Origin of the sequence: Streptomyces sp. NPDC127119, from assembly GCF_042677425.1 — a bacterium.
Taxonomy (GTDB): domain Bacteria; phylum Actinomycetota; class Actinomycetes; order Streptomycetales; family Streptomycetaceae; genus Streptomyces.
Genome location: NZ_JBHXTO010000085.1, coordinates 26,041 through 41,880, shown reverse-complemented (window position 1 = coordinate 41,880; position 15,840 = coordinate 26,041). Strand labels below are relative to the sequence as shown.

The 15,840-nt window shown below is 70.6% G+C and carries 12 protein-coding genes; 3 read left to right on the top strand and 9 right to left on the bottom strand.

Annotated elements, in window-relative coordinates; genetic code table 11:
* The 6 genes from ACFVH5_RS29205 to tkt form a co-directional block, all read right to left on the bottom strand.
* The coding region (locus tag ACFVH5_RS29205) for an NAD(P)-binding domain-containing protein (protein ID WP_385836709.1) at nucleotides 1-320 on the bottom strand (320 nt) is incomplete at its 3' end.
* A gap of 15 nt (nucleotides 321-335) precedes the next feature.
* A complete protein-coding gene (gene pgi, locus ACFVH5_RS29200; RefSeq protein WP_385836705.1) occupies nucleotides 336-1,985 on the bottom strand; it encodes a glucose-6-phosphate isomerase in 1,650 nt (549 codons plus the stop codon).
* Complete coding sequence (opcA, locus tag ACFVH5_RS29195) at nucleotides 1,978-2,910, bottom strand: glucose-6-phosphate dehydrogenase assembly protein OpcA (protein ID WP_385836704.1); 933 nt, start codon at nucleotides 2,908-2,910, stop codon at nucleotides 1,978-1,980. The genes pgi and opcA overlap by 8 nt, the downstream gene beginning before the upstream one ends.
* Entirely contained in the window at nucleotides 2,907-4,469 is a 1,563-nt protein-coding gene (gene zwf / locus ACFVH5_RS29190) for a glucose-6-phosphate dehydrogenase (RefSeq protein ID WP_385836707.1), read from the bottom strand. The genes opcA and zwf overlap by 4 nt, the downstream gene beginning before the upstream one ends.
* Nucleotides 4,470-4,975: 506 nt before the next feature.
* The gene (tal, locus tag ACFVH5_RS29185; protein ID WP_385836703.1) at nucleotides 4,976-6,121 is read right to left on the bottom strand and encodes a transaldolase; all 1,146 of its coding nucleotides are present in this window, start codon (nucleotides 6,119-6,121) and stop codon (nucleotides 4,976-4,978) included.
* Nucleotides 6,122-6,140: 19 nt separating this feature from the next.
* Complete coding sequence (gene tkt / locus ACFVH5_RS29180) at nucleotides 6,141-8,228, bottom strand: transketolase (RefSeq protein ID WP_385836702.1); 2,088 nt, start codon at nucleotides 8,226-8,228, stop codon at nucleotides 6,141-6,143.
* Nucleotides 8,229-8,374: 146 nt separating this feature from the next.
* Between tkt and ACFVH5_RS29175 the strand changes: the two genes are divergently transcribed.
* On the top strand, nucleotides 8,375-9,343 hold the full coding sequence (locus tag ACFVH5_RS29175) for a helix-turn-helix domain-containing protein (RefSeq protein ID WP_385836701.1): 969 nt from the start codon (nucleotides 8,375-8,377) through the stop codon (nucleotides 9,341-9,343).
* Nucleotides 9,344-9,430: 87 nt separating this feature from the next.
* Here ACFVH5_RS29175 and ACFVH5_RS29170 read toward each other — a convergent pair whose 3' ends face one another.
* Both ACFVH5_RS29170 and ACFVH5_RS29165 read right to left on the bottom strand, forming a co-directional pair.
* Complete coding sequence (locus ACFVH5_RS29170; protein ID WP_385836700.1) at nucleotides 9,431-10,813, bottom strand: glycoside hydrolase family 16 protein; 1,383 nt, start codon at nucleotides 10,811-10,813, stop codon at nucleotides 9,431-9,433.
* A gap of 183 nt (nucleotides 10,814-10,996) precedes the next feature.
* A complete protein-coding gene (locus ACFVH5_RS29165; protein WP_385836699.1) occupies nucleotides 10,997-12,001 on the bottom strand; it encodes an Ig-like domain-containing protein in 1,005 nt (334 codons plus the stop codon).
* 342 nt (nucleotides 12,002-12,343) lie between these two features.
* Here ACFVH5_RS29165 and ACFVH5_RS29160 point away from each other — a divergent pair, with 342 nt between their 5' ends.
* Nucleotides 12,344-13,009 (top strand): response regulator transcription factor, encoded by a 666-nt coding sequence (locus ACFVH5_RS29160; protein WP_385836698.1) that lies wholly within the window; start codon nucleotides 12,344-12,346, stop codon nucleotides 13,007-13,009.
* Complete coding sequence (locus tag ACFVH5_RS29155) at nucleotides 13,006-14,262, top strand: sensor histidine kinase (RefSeq protein ID WP_385836697.1); 1,257 nt, start codon at nucleotides 13,006-13,008, stop codon at nucleotides 14,260-14,262. The genes ACFVH5_RS29160 and ACFVH5_RS29155 overlap by 4 nt, the downstream gene beginning before the upstream one ends.
* On the opposite strand, the gene ACFVH5_RS29150 is transcribed toward ACFVH5_RS29155, so the two are convergent.
* A complete protein-coding gene (locus ACFVH5_RS29150; protein ID WP_385836696.1) occupies nucleotides 14,243-15,838 on the bottom strand; it encodes an aromatic amino acid ammonia-lyase in 1,596 nt (531 codons plus the stop codon). The genes ACFVH5_RS29155 and ACFVH5_RS29150 overlap by 20 nt on opposite strands.
* Between the last annotated feature and the right edge of the window lie 2 nt (nucleotides 15,839-15,840).

Below are 15,840 nucleotides of genomic sequence, written 5' to 3'. Positions count from 1 at the left end.
ACGAAGCCGATGCCCTTGGCCGCCAGCTCCTCGGAGTGCTTCTCGTCGTCCGTCCAGCGCGAGTTGCCGCCGTCCACGACCACGTCACCCGGCTCAAGGAGGTCCCCGAGTTCGTCGATGATGCCCTGGGTCGCGGCACCGGCGGGAACCATCACCCACACCACGCGCGGACCTTCGAGCTTGCCCACCAGTTCGGCCAGGCTGCTCACGTCGGCGAGCTCCGGGTTGCGGTCGTAGCCGATGACGGTGTGGCCCGCGCGGCGGATGCGCTCGCGCATGTTGCCGCCCATCTTGCCGAGCCCGATGAGACCGAGCTGCATCGCAGTCATGTCAGTTCACTTCTTCCGGAGAGTGCGGTACGTGGCCACGAGGGCGCTGGTGGAGGAGTCGAGGCCGGGGACGTCGGCGCCCTCGGTGAGTGCGGGCTCGACGCGCTTGGCGAGGACCTTGCCGAGTTCGACGCCCCACTGGTCGAAGGAGTCGATGTGCCAGATCGCGCCCTGCACGAACACCTTGTGCTCGTAGAGGGCGATCAGCTGGCCGAGGACCGAGGGGGTCAGCTCGCGCGCGAGGATCGTGGTCGTCGGGTGGTTGCCCCTGAACGTCTTGTGCGCCACCAGTTCCTCGGTCACGCCCTCGGCCCGCACCTCCTCGGGCGTCTTGCCGAAGGCCAGCGCCTGACCCTGGGCGAAGAGGTTGGCCATCAACAGGTCGTGCTGGGCCGCGAGTTCGCCGCCCAGCTCGGCGACCGGGTTGACGAAACCGATCAGATCGGCCGGGATCGTCTTCGTGCCCTGGTGGATCAACTGGTAGTACGCGTGCTGCCCGTTGGTGCCGGGCGTGCCCCAGACGACCGGGCCCGTCTGCCACTCGACGGGGTGCCCGTCACGGTCGACGGACTTGCCGTTGGACTCCATGTCCAGCTGCTGCAGGTACGCCGTGAACTTGGACAGGTAGTGCGAGTACGGCAGCACCGCGTGCGACTGCGCGTCGAAGAAGTTGCCGTACCAGACGCCCAACAGGCCGAGCAGCAGCGGCACGTTGGACTCGGCGGGCGCGGTGCGGAAGTGCTCGTCGACGAGGTGGAACCCGTCGAGCAGCTCCCGGAACCGGTCCGGACCGATCGCGATCATCAGCGAAAGGCCGATCGCGGAGTCGAACGAGTACCGCCCGCCGACCCAGTCCCAGAACTCGAACATGTTCGCCGTGTCGATGCCGAAGCCGGCGACCTTCTCCGCGTTCGTCGACAGGGCCACGAAGTGCTTCGCCACGGCCGCCGGTTCACCGCCGAGCCCGGCGAGCAGCCAGGACCGCGCCGAGGTCGCGTTGGTGATCGTCTCGATCGTGGTGAAGGTCTTCGAGGCGACGATGAACAGCGTCTCGGCCGGGTCGAGGTCCCGCACGGCCTCGTGCAGGTCGGCCCCGTCGACGTTCGACACGAACCGGACCGTCAGATCCCGGTCGGTGAAGGCGCGCAGCGCGTCGTACGCCATCGCCGGACCCAGGTCGGAGCCGCCGATGCCGATGTTGACGACAGTGCGGATGCGGCTGCCGGTGTGGCCGGTCCACTTGCCGGAGCGGACCTGCTCGGCGAAGCCGGCCATCCGGTCGAGCACGGCGTGCACCTTCGGCACGACGTTCTCGCCGTCGACCTCCACGACCGCGTCGCGCGGGGCGCGCAGCGCGGTGTGCAGGACCGCCCGGTCCTCGGTGACGTTGATCCGCTCCCCGCGGAACATCGCGTCGCGCAGCCCGAACACATCGGTGGCGGTGGCGAGTTCCTGGAGCAGCGCGAGCGTCTCGTCGGTGATCAGGTGCTTCGAGTAGTCGACGTGCAGGTCGCCCACGCGCACGGTGTAGCGCTCGGCGCGCTCCGGGTCCGTCGCGAACAGCTCACGCAGATGCGCGTGCAGGAACGGCCCGGCCCGGTGGTCCTCCAGAGCGGTCCACTCGGGACGGCGGGTGAGCTTCGGTGAGTCAGACACGGCTCTCCCTCCGGGTGTCGTCCCCGCGCAGGGCGACGGCGTACATCTCGTCCGCGTCGAGCCGCCGCAGTTCCTCGGCGATCAGCTCGGAGGTGCTGCGGACCTTCAGCGCGAGGGTGCGCGAGGGCTGGCCCGGCAGGGACAGCGTCGCCAGGGGGCCCTCGGGGCGGTCGATGACGATCTCGCCGTTCTCGGTGCCGAGCTTCACGGCGGTGACCACGGGCCCCGCGGTGACGACCCGGTCGACCGAGACCTGCAGACGGGCCTCCAGCCAGCGGGCCAGCAGCTCGGCGCTCGGGTTCTCGGCCTCGCTCTCGACGGTGGCCGTGATGATCCGCGTACGGGCCTGGTCGAGGGCGGCGGCCAGCATGGAACGCCACGGCGTGAGCCGGGTCCAGGCCAGGTCGGTGTCGCCCGGCGCGTACGCGGCGGCACGCGCCTCCAGGGCGTCCAGCGGGGTCTCCACGGCGTACATGTCCGTGATCCGGCGCTGCGCGAGAGCGCCCAGCGGGTCCTTGACCGGGACCTTCGGCGCGTCCACCGGCCACCAGACGACGACGGGCGCGTCCGGGAGCAGCAGCGGCAGGACCACCGAGTCGGCGTGGTCGGACACCTCGCCGTACATGCGCAGGATGACCGTCTCGCCGGTGCCGGCGTCCGCGCCGACCCGTACCTCGGCGTCGAGGTGGGAGTTCGTGCGGTCGCGTGGGGTGCGGGCGTGCCGCTTGATGACGACCAGGGTGCGCGAGGGGTGCTCGTGCGAGGCCTCCTCGGCCGCCTTGATCGAGTCGTACGCGTTCTCCTCGTCCGTCACGATGACCATCGTCAGGACCATGCCCACGGCTGGCGTGCCGATGGCGCGGCGACCCTGCACGAGGGCCTTGTTGATCTTGCTTGCCGTGGTGTCGGTCAGGTCGATCTTCATGGCCTGCGCCAGCTCCGTCCGTCTCGTGCGAGCATCTCGTCGGCTTCCCCGGGACCCCAGGTGCCCGAGGCGTACTGCGCGGGTTTGCCGTGCGTGTCCCAGTAGCCCTCGATCGGGTCGAGGATCTTCCAGGACTCTTCCACCTCCTGGTGGCGGGGGAAGAGGTTGGCGTCTCCCAGCAGTACATCCAGGATCAGGCGTTCGTACGCCTCCGGGCTGGACTCCGTGAACGACTCGCCGTACGCGAAGTCCATCGACACGTCCCGGATCTCCATCGACGTACCCGGCACCTTCGATCCGAAGCGCACCGTCATGCCCTCGTCCGGCTGGACGCGGATGACGATCGCGTTCGCCCCGAGTTCCTCGGTGGCGGTGGAGTCGAAGGGGGAGTGCGGGGCGCGCTGGAAGACCACCGCGATCTCGGTGACCCGCCGTCCCAGACGCTTGCCGGTGCGCAGGTAGAAGGGGACGCCCGCCCAGCGGCGGTTGTCGACCTCCAGCTTGACGGCCGCGTACGTGTCGGTCGTCGACCCCGGGTCGATGCCGTCCTCGTCCAGGTAGCCGCTCACCTTCTCGCCGCCCTGCCAGCCCGTCGCGTACTGCCCGCGGACCGTGTGCTCGCCCAGGTTCTCCGGCAGCTTCACGGACTTGAGGACCTTGAGCTTCTCGGTGAGCAGCGAGTCGGCGTCGAAGGCGATGGGCTCCTCCATCGCGGTGAGCGCCATCAGCTGCAGGAGGTGGTTCTGGATGACGTCACGGGCGGACCCGATGCCGTCGTAGTAGCCCGCACGGCCTCCGATGCCGATGTCCTCGGCCATCGTGATCTGTACGTGGTCCACGTACGACCGGTTCCAGATGGGCTCGTACATCTGATTGGCGAAGCGGAGCGCCAGGATGTTCTGGACGGTCTCCTTACCGAGGTAGTGGTCGATCCGGAACACCTGCTCCGGGTCGAACACCTCGTGCACCACACGGTTCAGCTCGCGCGCGCTCTTCAGGTCACGGCCGAACGGCTTCTCGATCACCCCGCGCCGCCAGGAACCCGCGGGCGCCTCGGCGAGACCGTGCTTCTTGAGCTGCTTGACGACCTTGGGGAAGAACTTCGGCGGTACGGAGAGGTAGAAGGCGTAGTTGCCGCTCGTACCCCGGGACTTGTCCAACTCGTCGACAGCGGCACGCAGTTGCTCGAACGCCTGGTCGTCGTCGAAGTCACCAGGGATGAACCGCATGCCCTCGGCGAGCTGCTGCCAGACCTCCTCGCGGAACTCGGTGCGCGCGTGGTCGCGGACCGAGTCGTGCACGATCTGTGCGAAGTCCTCGTCCTCCCAGTCGCGCCGCGCGAAGCCGACGAGCGAGAAGCCCGGCGGCAGCAGGCCGCGGTTGGCCAGGTCGTAGACGGCCGGCATGAGCTTCTTGCGCGACAGGTCGCCGGTCACTCCGAAGATGACGAGCCCGGAGGGCCCGGCGATCTTCGGCAGTCGGCGGTCCTGGGGGTCACGGAGGGGATTGACCCATCCGTCGCCCTGCTCCAGCACCTCGGCGAGCGAGCGCGGCGCGATCTCGGCACCGGTCGCGTCGGAGCCGGCGTTCGCCGCCGTGTCCACGACGCCCGGCGCCGCGGCCGACACCGACCCGTCCGCGGCAGCGGCGACAGCACCGGCCTTCACGCGGCTCGGCGAGACCTTCTTGGCGCCGGCGGTCTTCAAGGCACCCGAAGTCTTCTTGGCGCCTGCGGCCTTCGTGGCACCCGCAGTCTTCTGCGCGCCCACGGCCTTGGTCGCGCCCGCAGCCTTCGTGGCCCCGGCGGCGCGCTTGGCGCCCACGGCTTTTGCGGCACCCGCAGTCTTCTGCGCGCCTACGGCCTTGGTCGCGCCCGAGGCCTTCTTGGTGCCCGCAGCCTTAGTGGCGGCGGCGGCGCTCTTGACGCCCGCGCTCTTCTTGGCACCCGCGGTCTTCTTCGTGGCCGCGGCCTTCTTGGTCTTCGCCGCCGGGGCGGCGGCGGACGCGGAGGCGCCCGCCGCCGTGCCCGCCGTCTCCGACGGGGTTCCCCCGGGAGAGTTCTTGCTCATTCGCCGTCAACTCCCTTGCTGTTCAGCGAGACCGTGACCGCGTCCAGCAGCTCGCCCCAGGCCACCGCGAACTTCGCGACGCCCTCGGTCTCCAGTTGCCCGACGACCTCGTCGTACGAGATGCCCTGCTTCTCGACGGCGTCCAGGTCCGCGCGGGCCTGGACGTAACCGCCGCTCACCGTGTCGCCGCGGATCTCGCCGTGGTCGGCGGTGGCGTCCAGCGTGCCCTCGGGCATCGTGTTGACCGTGCCGGGCGCGACCAGCTCGTCGACGTACAGCGTGTCCTTGTAGGACGGGTCCTTGACGCCGGTCGAGGCCCACAGCGGACGCTGCTTGTTGGCGCGGGCGCCACCGAGCGCGTGCCAGCGCGCTGAGTCGAAGACCTGCTCGTACGCCTCGTACGCGAGCCGCGCGTTGGCCAGCGCGGCCCTGCCCTTGAGCGCGAGGGCCTCGTCCGTGCCGACCTGCGTCAGCCGCTTGTCGATCTCGCTGTCGACGCGCGAGACGAAGAAGGAGGCGACGGAATGGATGGTGGCCAGGTCCAGGCCCTTGGCCTGCGCCTTCTCCAGACCGGCCAGGTACGCGTCCATGACCTCGCGGTAGCGCTCCAGCGAGAAGATCAGCGTGACGTTGACGCTGATGCCGAGGCCGATGACCTCGGTGATCGCGGGCAGTCCGGCCTTGGTCGCCGGGATCTTGATCATGACGTTCGGGCGGTCGACCAGCCAGAAGAGCTGCTTGGCCTCGGCGACCGTCGCCTTCGTGTCGTGGGCGAGACGCGGGTCGACCTCGATGGAGACCCGGCCGTCCCGGCCGCCGGTCGCGTCGTGCACGGGCCGCAGGATGTCGGCGGCGGCGCGGACGTCGGCGGTGGTCATCATCCGTACGGCCTCGTCGACCGTGACGCGGCGGGCGGCGAGGTCGGCGAGCTGCTCCTCGTAGCCCTCGCCGGAGCCGATCGCGGCCTGGAAGATGGAGGGGTTGGTGGTGACGCCGACGACGTGCCGGGTCTCGATCAGTTCGGCGAGGTTGCCCGAGGTGATGCGCCTGCGGGACAGGTCGTCGAGCCAGATGGAGACGCCTTCGCCGGAGAGGGCCTTCAGGGGTTCAGCGGTGGTGATTGTCTGGGTCACAGTGATCATCTTCCTTCGTGCAGTCGAATCAACCGCGGGCGGCGGCGACGGATTCCCGCGCGGACGCGGCGACGTTCTCGGCCGTGAAGCCGTACTCGGCGAACAGGATGCCGGCGTCGGCGGAGGCGCCGAAGTGCTCCAGGGAGACGATGCGTCCGGCGTCACCGACGTACCGGTACCAGGTGAGACCGATGCCCGCCTCGACCGCCACGCGGGCCTTCACGGCTGTCGGCAGGACACTCTCCCGGTACTCGGCGGACTGCTCCTCGAACCACTCCACGGACGGCATCGACACCACCCGGGTGCCCACTCCCTCGGCTTCCAACTGCTCGCGTGCCGCCACGGCGAGCTGCACCTCGGAGCCGGTCGCGATCAGGATCACCTCGGGCGTCTCGGTGGAGGAGTCGCGCAGAACGTAGCCGCCCCTGGCCGCGTCGGTGTTGGCCTCGTACGTCGGTACACCCTGACGGGTGAGGGCCAGGCCGTGCGGGGCCGGGTTCACCGCGTGCCGCCGGCTGATCTCGGCCCAGGCGATCGCGGTCTCGTTGGCGTCGGCCGGGCGCACGATGTTCAGCCCGGGGATGGCGCGCAGCGAGGCCAGGTGCTCGACGGGCTGGTGGGTGGGGCCGTCCTCGCCGAGACCGATGGAGTCGTGCGTCCACACGTACGTCACGGGGAGCTGCATGAGGGCCGACAGGCGGACGGCGTTGCGCATGTAGTCGGAGAACACCAGGAAGGTGCCGCCGTAGACACGGGTGTTGCCGTGCAGCGCGATGCCGTTCATCTCCGCGGCCATCGAGTGCTCGCGGATGCCGAAGTGGATCGTGCGGCCGTACGGGTCGGCCTCGGGGAGCGGGTTGCCCTCCGGGAGGAACGACGACGTCTTGTCGATGGTGGTGTTGTTCGAGCCCGCGAGGTCGGCGGAACCGCCCCACAGCTCGGGAAGCACCCCGCCGAGAGCCTGCAGCACCTTGCCGGAGGCCGCGCGGGTCGCGACGGACGTGCCGGCCTCGAACACCGGCAGCGCGCCCTCCCAGCCCTCGGGCAGCTGTCCGGCGACGATCCGGTCGAAGAGCTTCGCGTGCTCGGGCCGCGCGGTGCGCCACTCGGCGAGCTGCTTGTTCCAGGCGGCATGCGCCTCGGCGCCGCGGTCGAGGGCGCGACGGGCGTGGTCCAGGACCTCGTCCGACACCTCGAAGGACTGCTCGGGGTCGAAGCCCAGGAGGCGCTTGGTCGCCGCGATCTCGTCGGCGCCGAGCGCCGAGCCGTGCGAGGCCTCGGTGTTGCGCGCGTTCGGGGCGGGCCAGGCGATGATCGTGCGCATCGCGATGATGGAGGGCCGCCCGGTCTCGTTCCTGGCGGCGGTCAGGGCCTCGTAGAGCGCGGGTACGTCGATGTCGCCGGCCGTGTCGCCGTCCGTCGAGGGCTCGATCCGCTGGACGTGCCAGCCGTAGGCCTCGTACCGCTTCAGCACGTCCTCGGAGAAGGCCGTGGCGGTGTCGCCCTCGATCGAGATGTGGTTGTCGTCGTAGAGGAAGACGAGGTTGCCGAGCTTCTGGTGGCCGGCGAGGGAGGACGCCTCGGCGGAGATGCCCTCCTCCAGGTCGCCGTCGGAGACGATGCCCCAGATGGTGTGGTCGAAGGGGGACTCGCCCTCGGGGGCGTCCGGGTCGAAGAGGCCGCGCTCGTAGCGGGCGGCCATCGCCATGCCCACCGCGTTGGCGAGGCCCTGGCCCAGGGGGCCCGTGGTGGTCTCGACTCCGGCCGTGTGACCGTACTCGGGGTGTCCCGGCGTCTTCGAGCCGTGGGTGCGGAACGCCTTCAGGTCGTCCAGCTCCAGCTCGTAGCCGGCGAGGAAGAGCTGGGTGTAGAGCGTCAGCGAGGTGTGGCCGGGGGAGAGGACGAAGCGGTCGCGGCCCGTCCACTCCGGGTCGGCGGGGTCGTGACGCATCACCTTCTGAAAGAGGGTGTACGCGGCCGGGGCCAGACTCATCGCGGTGCCGGGGTGGCCGTTGCCGACCTTCTGCACGGCGTCGGCCGCCAGTAGACGGGCCGTGTCGACGGCTCGCCGGTCCACGTCGGTCCACTCCAAGCTGTCAGGTGTCTGCGTGCTCATCTTCAACAAATCCTCACCGGAAGCCCGATAACTGCTCTGATGCCTTCAACCTTAAAAGTCAGACTTTTTCTGGGGAAGGTGCCCCTGTGTCAGCCTTTGGTGAAAGTGGGACAACGACCACGGGGCCGAGCCGGTAAGAGAAGGACATGGCGGACACAAGCACTCAATTCGAGGACGGGTTCAAGGGCGGGTACGAAGGCGGGTACGGAGGCGAGCACGAGGGTGGACGTGAGAGCGGACATGACGACGGACGGACCGGGATCAAGACCTTTCCCTTCCCCGTCGACCTCAGCGTCCTCGGCGTGGGCATGCAGGTGGGCCCGATGGAAGCAGGCCGCAGCTGGCATTCGGGTGAACAGATCGAGCGCGTCCACCGCATCGACTTCCACGTGGTCCTGCTCTTCCGGGGCGGTCCCGTCCGGCACATGATCGACTTCGACGAGTACGAGGCCGGGGACGGCGAGATCCTGTGGATCAGGCCCGGTCAGGTGCACCGCTTCTCCTCGGCGGCGGACTACCGCGGCACCGCCCTGATCATGCAGCCGGGCTTCCTGCCCCGCGCCACCGTCGAGGCGACCGGCCTCTACCGCTACGACCTGCCCCCGCTGCTGCGCCCCGACGCGGCCCAGCTCACCGCACTGGAGAACTCCCTCGCCCAGCTGGAACGCGAGTACGTCGACACGGGCACCCTGCCGCTCAGCCTGCACACCGCTGTGCTGCGGCACACCCTGACCGCGTTCCTGCTGCGGCTGGCCCATCTGGCGGCCGGCGCCGCCGACGCGGCCCACGCGCAGGCCGACAGCACCTTCACCCGCTTCCGGGAGGCCGTCGAGAAGGGCTTCGTCACCAACCACAGCGTCAGCGCGTACGCCGACGCCCTCGGCTACTCCCGGCGCACCCTCGTCCGCGCGGTCCGCGCCGCGACCGGCGAGACCCCCAAGGGCTTCATCGACAAACGGGTCGTCCTGGAGGCCAAGCGCCTGCTGGCCCACACGGACATGCCGATCGGCCGCATCGGCGCCGTCGTGGGCTTCCCGGACGCGGCCAACTTCTCCAAGTTCTTCACCCAGCACACGGCCACGACACCGGTGGCGTTCCGGGCGGAGCTGCGCTGAGACCCCGTGGCTGCGCGGAGACGCCTGTGGAGGGGCGGCCCGGCCGGGCGGCCCCTCCACAGGTACCTGACTGTCGTGACTACGGCCTCAGTGACCGAAGTTGAACCAGTTCACGTTCACGAAGTCCGCCGGCTGGCCGCTCGTGAAGGTCAGATAGACGTCGTGCGTGCCGGTGACGTTGCTGATGTTCGCGGGTACGGTCCGCCAGGTCTGCCAGCCACCGGTGTTGGCCAGCGCGAAGCTGCCTATGGGTGTGCTCGTACGGCTGTCGAGGCGGACCTCGACCAGACCGCTGACGGCGTTGCCCGCGCCGCTCGCGACCCGGGCGACGAACTGCTTGGCCGCCGTGGAGCCGAAGTTGACGCCCTTGTACTGCACCCAGTCGCCGTTGGCGAGCGCGCCGATGTTCTGGCCGCCGCCCGAGTCGGTGGTGGTCTCGGTGATCGTGCCGCTCTGGCCGTCGAACGACTCGGCCTGGATCGCGCTGTACGCGTCACGGTTGCCGGTCGGCGGAGGGGTGGTGCCGCCGCCCGACGTGAGCACCTGCACGTAGTCCACGACCATCGGGTTGCCCGGCACCGTGGCACCGTCCGGGCCACCGCCGAAGGCGTCCACGAAGCCGCCGCCCATCGCCACGTTCAGGATGATGAAGTACCCGTGGTTCGTGGCGTTCGCCCAGGTCGTCGCGTCGACCTGGTTGGCCCGTACGGTGTGGTAGTTGACGCCGTCGACGTAGAAGCGGATCTCCTCCACGCTCGTCGAGCGGTCCCACTCCAGGCCGTACGTGTGGAAGCCTGCCTGGCAGGTCGTGCCGGGACAGGCGATCGAGCCGCCGATGCCGGTCGTCTCGTTGCACGGGCCGCCCGGGTTGGTGCCGCAGTGCATCGTGGACCACACGGTGTTGAGGCCCTGGACGTTCTCCATGATGTCCAGCTCACCGACGGCCGGCCAGTTCTGGTAGTTGCCGCGGTAGGGCGCGCCCAGCATCCAGAACGCCGGCCAGTACCCGCGGGCGGGCGTGCCCGTGACATTGGGCATCTGGATACGGGACTGGACCCGCAGCTTGCCCCCGGCGGGCGGCTGGAAGTCGGTGCGGTTGGTCTCGATGCGGCCCGAGGTCCAGTTGCCCGAGGCGTCGCGCCGCGGGGTGATCCGGAGGTTCCCGGCGCCGTCCAGTGCCACGTTGTTGGTGCTGGACGTCATGTTCTCGATCTCGCCGGTGCCCCAGTTGGTGGGGCCGCCCGGGTAGCCGTGACCGGTCGCGTACTGCCAGTTCGAGGTGTTGACGCCGGTGCCGGCCGTGCCGTTGAAGTCGTCGACGAAGACCTGGGTCCAGCCGCTGGGCGGCGCGGGCGCGTCCGCCTGAGCCGCCGAGGCCCCGGCCGCCGCCAGGCTCAGCACGCCGACGAGCGCGATGACCGAGCGCCGTATTCGACCGGGTCTTGCGGGTGTGCCGGAAGTTCTGCTCATGGGTGCCTCTTAGGTACGGAGTGGGGGTGCGCGGGGTGTTTTCGAGAGCTTTGAGAGCGCTCTCATCACAGCTGCGCGGCCAATGTGCTCTTCGGCACTCCGGTCGTCAAGAGGTAAAGCAGAGATTGCCCTCGGCGGGCCGGGGAGTTCACTCCGTGAAGAAGGGGCGGATCGGACGGGACGTCAGAAAGCGCTTCCAGCACGCCAGTCGGCCCACGACATGTTCCAGCCGTTGAGGCCGTTCGCCGGATCCACCGTGTCCTCGCCCGAGTTCTCCACCACGACCACGTCTCCGAGCATGGAGCTCTTGTAGAACGCGTAGCCGGGCTTCGAGGTGTCACCCCCGCCCTTGGCGTCGCGCAGCCCGATGCAGCCGTGCGTGGTGTTGCCGCCGCCGAAGACCGACGAGGCCGCCCAGTAGTTGCCGTGGATGAACGTGCCCGAGGTCGTCAGCCGCTGTGCGTGCGGCACGTCGCCGATGTCGTACTCGTCGCCGAGCCCGACCGTCGACGACTCCATCCGCGTCCTCTCGAACCGCTCGCTGATCACCATGATCCCGGACCAGGTGGTGTGCTCGGCGTCCCCGCCCGACACGGGATACGTGGCGAGGGTCCGCCCGTCCCGCCGTACCGTCATCGTCTTCGCCGCCAGGTCGACCGTACTGATCTGCTCGCGGCCGATGCGGAAGGTGACGTCCTTGGACTGGGTGCCGTAGACACCGGACGCGCCCTCGACGTCCTTGAGCCGCAGGGCGAGGGTGATCTTCGTGCCCGCCGCCCAGTACTCCTCGGGCCGGAAGTCGAGCCGGGTGTCGCCGAACCAGTGCCCCACGACCTCCACCTGCGGGTCCGCGGTCACCGTGATCGCCTTCTCGACGGCGGCGCGGTCCGTCACGGCGTGCGTGAAGGTGACGGACACCGGCATCCCGACGCCGGAGGTGGACCCCGCCTCGGGTGTGAACCGTCCGGCGAAGGTGTTCGCGGCGGTCCTGGCGGCGGACTGTGCCGTCACGGCAGTGGCGGGGGTGGCGGGGGTGGCGGGGGTGGCGGTGGCGTCCGAGGCTGCTTCCGAGGCGTCGGCCCGCGAGCCGTAGCCCGTCAGTACGGCGGCCGGTACGGCTCCGAGCGCGGCGAGAACGCCCCGCCGGGACCATGTCCCCGGCCCGTCGGACAGGTGCGAGACGCCCACGAGATGCCTTCCTGAGGTGACCACTGATGTGGGTGCAGCCTGCTCCTCCTGTCTGGGTCCGTGCTGTGAACGGACGAGGTTCCGGCTGAGATTCCTGTGACGAGCCGGTACGTCGCCGGGCCGCCGGACGGGGGAGCCGGCGAACGCCTCCGGAGCGGGTGTGAACAGAAGACGGAACCCACCACTTTCTCCCGAGCGCCTTCCGGGAGGGCACGCGCTAGCTTGATCGAGCCGATCGAATCCTCGTTCGGCCGCGCCTTCCCGTACACGGAACTCGCGTGTCACGCACGGGCGTTGACGGGCACCGGGGCGAGGGGGAATGGAACGGTGGCACAAGCTCGTGTGCAAGACCCTTGGCGGTTGCTCCTGGTCGAGGACGACCAGGAGCTGGGCACGATGCTCTCCGAGGTGTTGCGGGACGAGGGATACGCGGTCGACGTCGCGACGGACGGACAGCGCGGCCTGCACCTCGGCCTCGCCCGGCAGTACGACGTGCTCGTCGTCGACCGGCGCCTGCCCGTGCTCGACGGCCTCGACCTGCTGGGCCGGCTGCGCTCGCGTGCGGTCCGGACGCCGGTCATGCTGCTGACCGCGATGGGCGCGGTGCACGACCGGGTCGACGGTCTGGACGCAGGTGCTGACGACTACCTGGTCAAGCCCTTCGAGCTGGACGAGTTCAGCGCCCGATTACGGGCTCTGTGCCGACGGGCACTCGATGTGGCCGACGTGCTGAGGATCGGCTCGGGACACCTGTACGTCAGCCGGCGCGAGGTGGAACTGGCCGACGGCGAGCGGATCGCCCTCGCCGCCCGGGAGTTCGAGCTGCTGTGGGTGCTGGCCTCCCGCCCCGAAACCGTGTACTCGCGGACGGAACTGCGCCGGGCCGTCTTCCACGAGACGCCCGCGTCCTCCATCGTCGACACCTACGTCTACTACCTGCGCCGCAAACTCGGCAGGCAGGTGGTGCGCACGGTCCGCGGCCTGGGCTACCGCCTGGGGACGCTGTGAGGGCGTCGGCGTACGCGGAATGGGCGGCGGTGCGCCGGGCCCGCCTGCGGATCTCCGTGATCACCGGCGCCACCATCACCCTGCTGATCACGCTCGTCGGCGGCGTGGCCCACACGGTCATGACCCACGCGCAGGACGAGCAGGTACGGCGGGAACTGCGCTACGGCGCGTCACGTGGCGACCTGTCGAGTCCACCGGTCTGCACCTGGCTGTACGCGCCGGGGGCGACCCCGCTCGCGAACAGCCCGGACGGCTTCCCGGTACGCGCCGACATGGACCGGGCGCTGCGGACCCAGAAGGCCGTGGAACGCACCGTACGGCGCAACAACACGGTCTACCTGGTGCGCACGCAGGTCAGGGCGGACGGCGAACTGGTGCAGGCGGTGTTCGACATGCGGTTCCAGCTCGCCGACCGAAGGTATCTGTGGTCGGCGCTGGGCGTCGCCGAGGTCGCGGGACTGCTCGCCGCGACCGCGACCGGTGCCGTCCTGGGGCGCCGGGCGGTGGCCCCGCTGGCGGAAGCCCTCACCCGGCAGCGCCGGTTCGTCGCGGACGCCAGCCACGAACTGCGCACCCCGATCACCCAGGTGTACACGCGGGCCCAGGTGCTGGCACGGCAGGCCGTCGCCGACGACCTGCCGGCCCGGCACCGGGACGGACTGGCCAGGCTGGTCGGTTCGGTCGGCCGCCTCGGTGAGGTACTGGACGACCTGCTGCTGTCAGCGAGCCTTGCGGCGGACCCGGCGCGGCGGTCGGAACACCGCCATGTCGAACTGGTCACGCTGGCCAGGGCGGTGGTCGCCGAGGAGTCGGACCGCACGCGCGACAGCGGCCTCACCGTCGTCGTGAACGGTCCGTCGTACCCGCTGTGCGTCGACGGCATCGAGTCCGCACTGCGCCGCGCGGTCGGCGAGCTGCTGGTGAACGCCATCGGACACACCCCGGCGGGCGGGCGGATCGAGGTGGATCTCGCGCACGCGGACGGGACGGTCGAACTGACCGTGACGGACACCGGGTCCGGCTTCGATCCCGCCGAGGCGGAGCGGCTGTTCGAGAGGTTCCACCGGGGTGACGCGGGCGGCCGGTACGGTCTGGGACTCGCGCTGCTGCGGGAGGTCATCGCCCATCACGGCGGCACGGTGGTCGCCACCGGCCGCCCGGGGCGCGGCGCGCGGTTCACCATCCGGCTGCCGGAGTGCGCCTTGTCGGGCGTCCCTGATCCGGCGCCCGCGGTCACGGCAGGTCGGTCGTGAGGAGCAGACGGGCCGCGGCCCGGACGTCGGCGTCCAGCGGCCGGTCCCGCTCGACCGGGGGAACCGTCTCGACGAGGGCGTCGAGCAGTCTGCCGCACCCGGGTGCGGTGGGTCGGCGTGCCCCGACGTGCACGGCCTGGCGCAGACCGACGGCGAGCGACCCGCACAGCAGGCCGAGCAGTTCCGCCATGTCGTAGGAGCGCAGGGCGGCCTGGGTGCCGAACGGGACGACGTCCTGGTTGTGGAGGTTGGTCGGCAGGCTCTGCATCCCGGCCGGTGTCGCGGCGCGGCGGATCTCGGCGACGAGCGAGGTGGTGGCCAGCTGCACGCCCTGCAGTCCGTGCTGCTGCCCGGGTGCGGTGGCGAGCATCGGCGGCAGCCCTCCGTTGCGCGCCGGATCCACCAGCAGGTCGAGCTGGCGCTCGGCCAGGTTGCCCAGCTGGGCGGTGACGGAGGCCAGCAGGTCGGCGGCGAAGGCGGCGGGCTGCCCGAAGAAGTTCCCGCCGTGCACCACCTTTCCCGGCCCGGCGCCTTCTCCCGGCCCGGCGACCTGTCCTGTGTCCGCGACCCCGTCCGTCCCCGCGTCCGCCCCGTTGTTCTTCCCCGTCCCCCGGTCGGCGGGGAAGAACAGCGGGTTGTCACTGACGCCGCCGAGATCCGCGGCGACCACGCCGTCGACGTACCGCAGGGCGTCCTCCGCGGCGCCGAGCAGCTGCGGGGCACAGCGGATGCTGTACGGCTCCTGAAGGGGCCGGGTGCCGGACGGCGTGACACCGGTGAGGGTGTGCCGCATGCGTGCGCCGACGTGGACCGCTCCGGCGTGCCCGTAGGCGCGCAGCAGATCCTCGTCGAGGAAGCCGGGGTCGCAGCCGAGGAGGTCGGCCAGCAGACAGGTGAGACCGGCCAGCGCGCGGTGTGCGGCGCGGACGCCGTCGCGGGCCAGGGCCGTGGCGGCGGTGGTGACGGAGGTGCCGTTGACGAGGGCGAGCGCGTCCCGGCCGTCGAGGGCGAGCGGGCGCAGACCGGCGGCGGCCAGGGCTTCGGCGGCCGGCATACGGCGGTCGTCCAGATAGGCGTGTCCGCGGCCCCGCAGCGCCTGGGTGGCGTAGGCGAGCGGGATCAGGTCACCGCTCGCCCCCACCGAGCCGTAGCGGGGGACGGCGGGGGTGAACGTCGTGGCGAACAGGGCGGTGAGCCGTTCGACGACCTCGGCCGACACCCCGGAGAACCCCAGGGCGAGGGACCGGGCGCGCAGCAGCAGGGCCGCGCGGACGATCGCCGGCGGCAGGTCCGGGCCCTGGCCCGCGCCGAGATGGGCGAGCGTGTTGTCGCACTGGTCGGCCCCGTCGGCCCGGCCGGCGTATCCGACGAGTGCGCCGAACCCGGTGGTGGCGCCGTAGATGCGGCTCTCCCCGCTGCCGTCGCCGTGCAGCAGATCGCGGAAGAGCCGTCGGCTGTGGTCGATGCGCGCTCGGGTCTCGTCGTCCACCGTGACGGTGAGCGGCGCGGCCACGCGACGCAGGACCGCGGAGTCCAGCGGACCGGTCAGCGAGACGGTGTCCAGGGTGGTGAGCACGC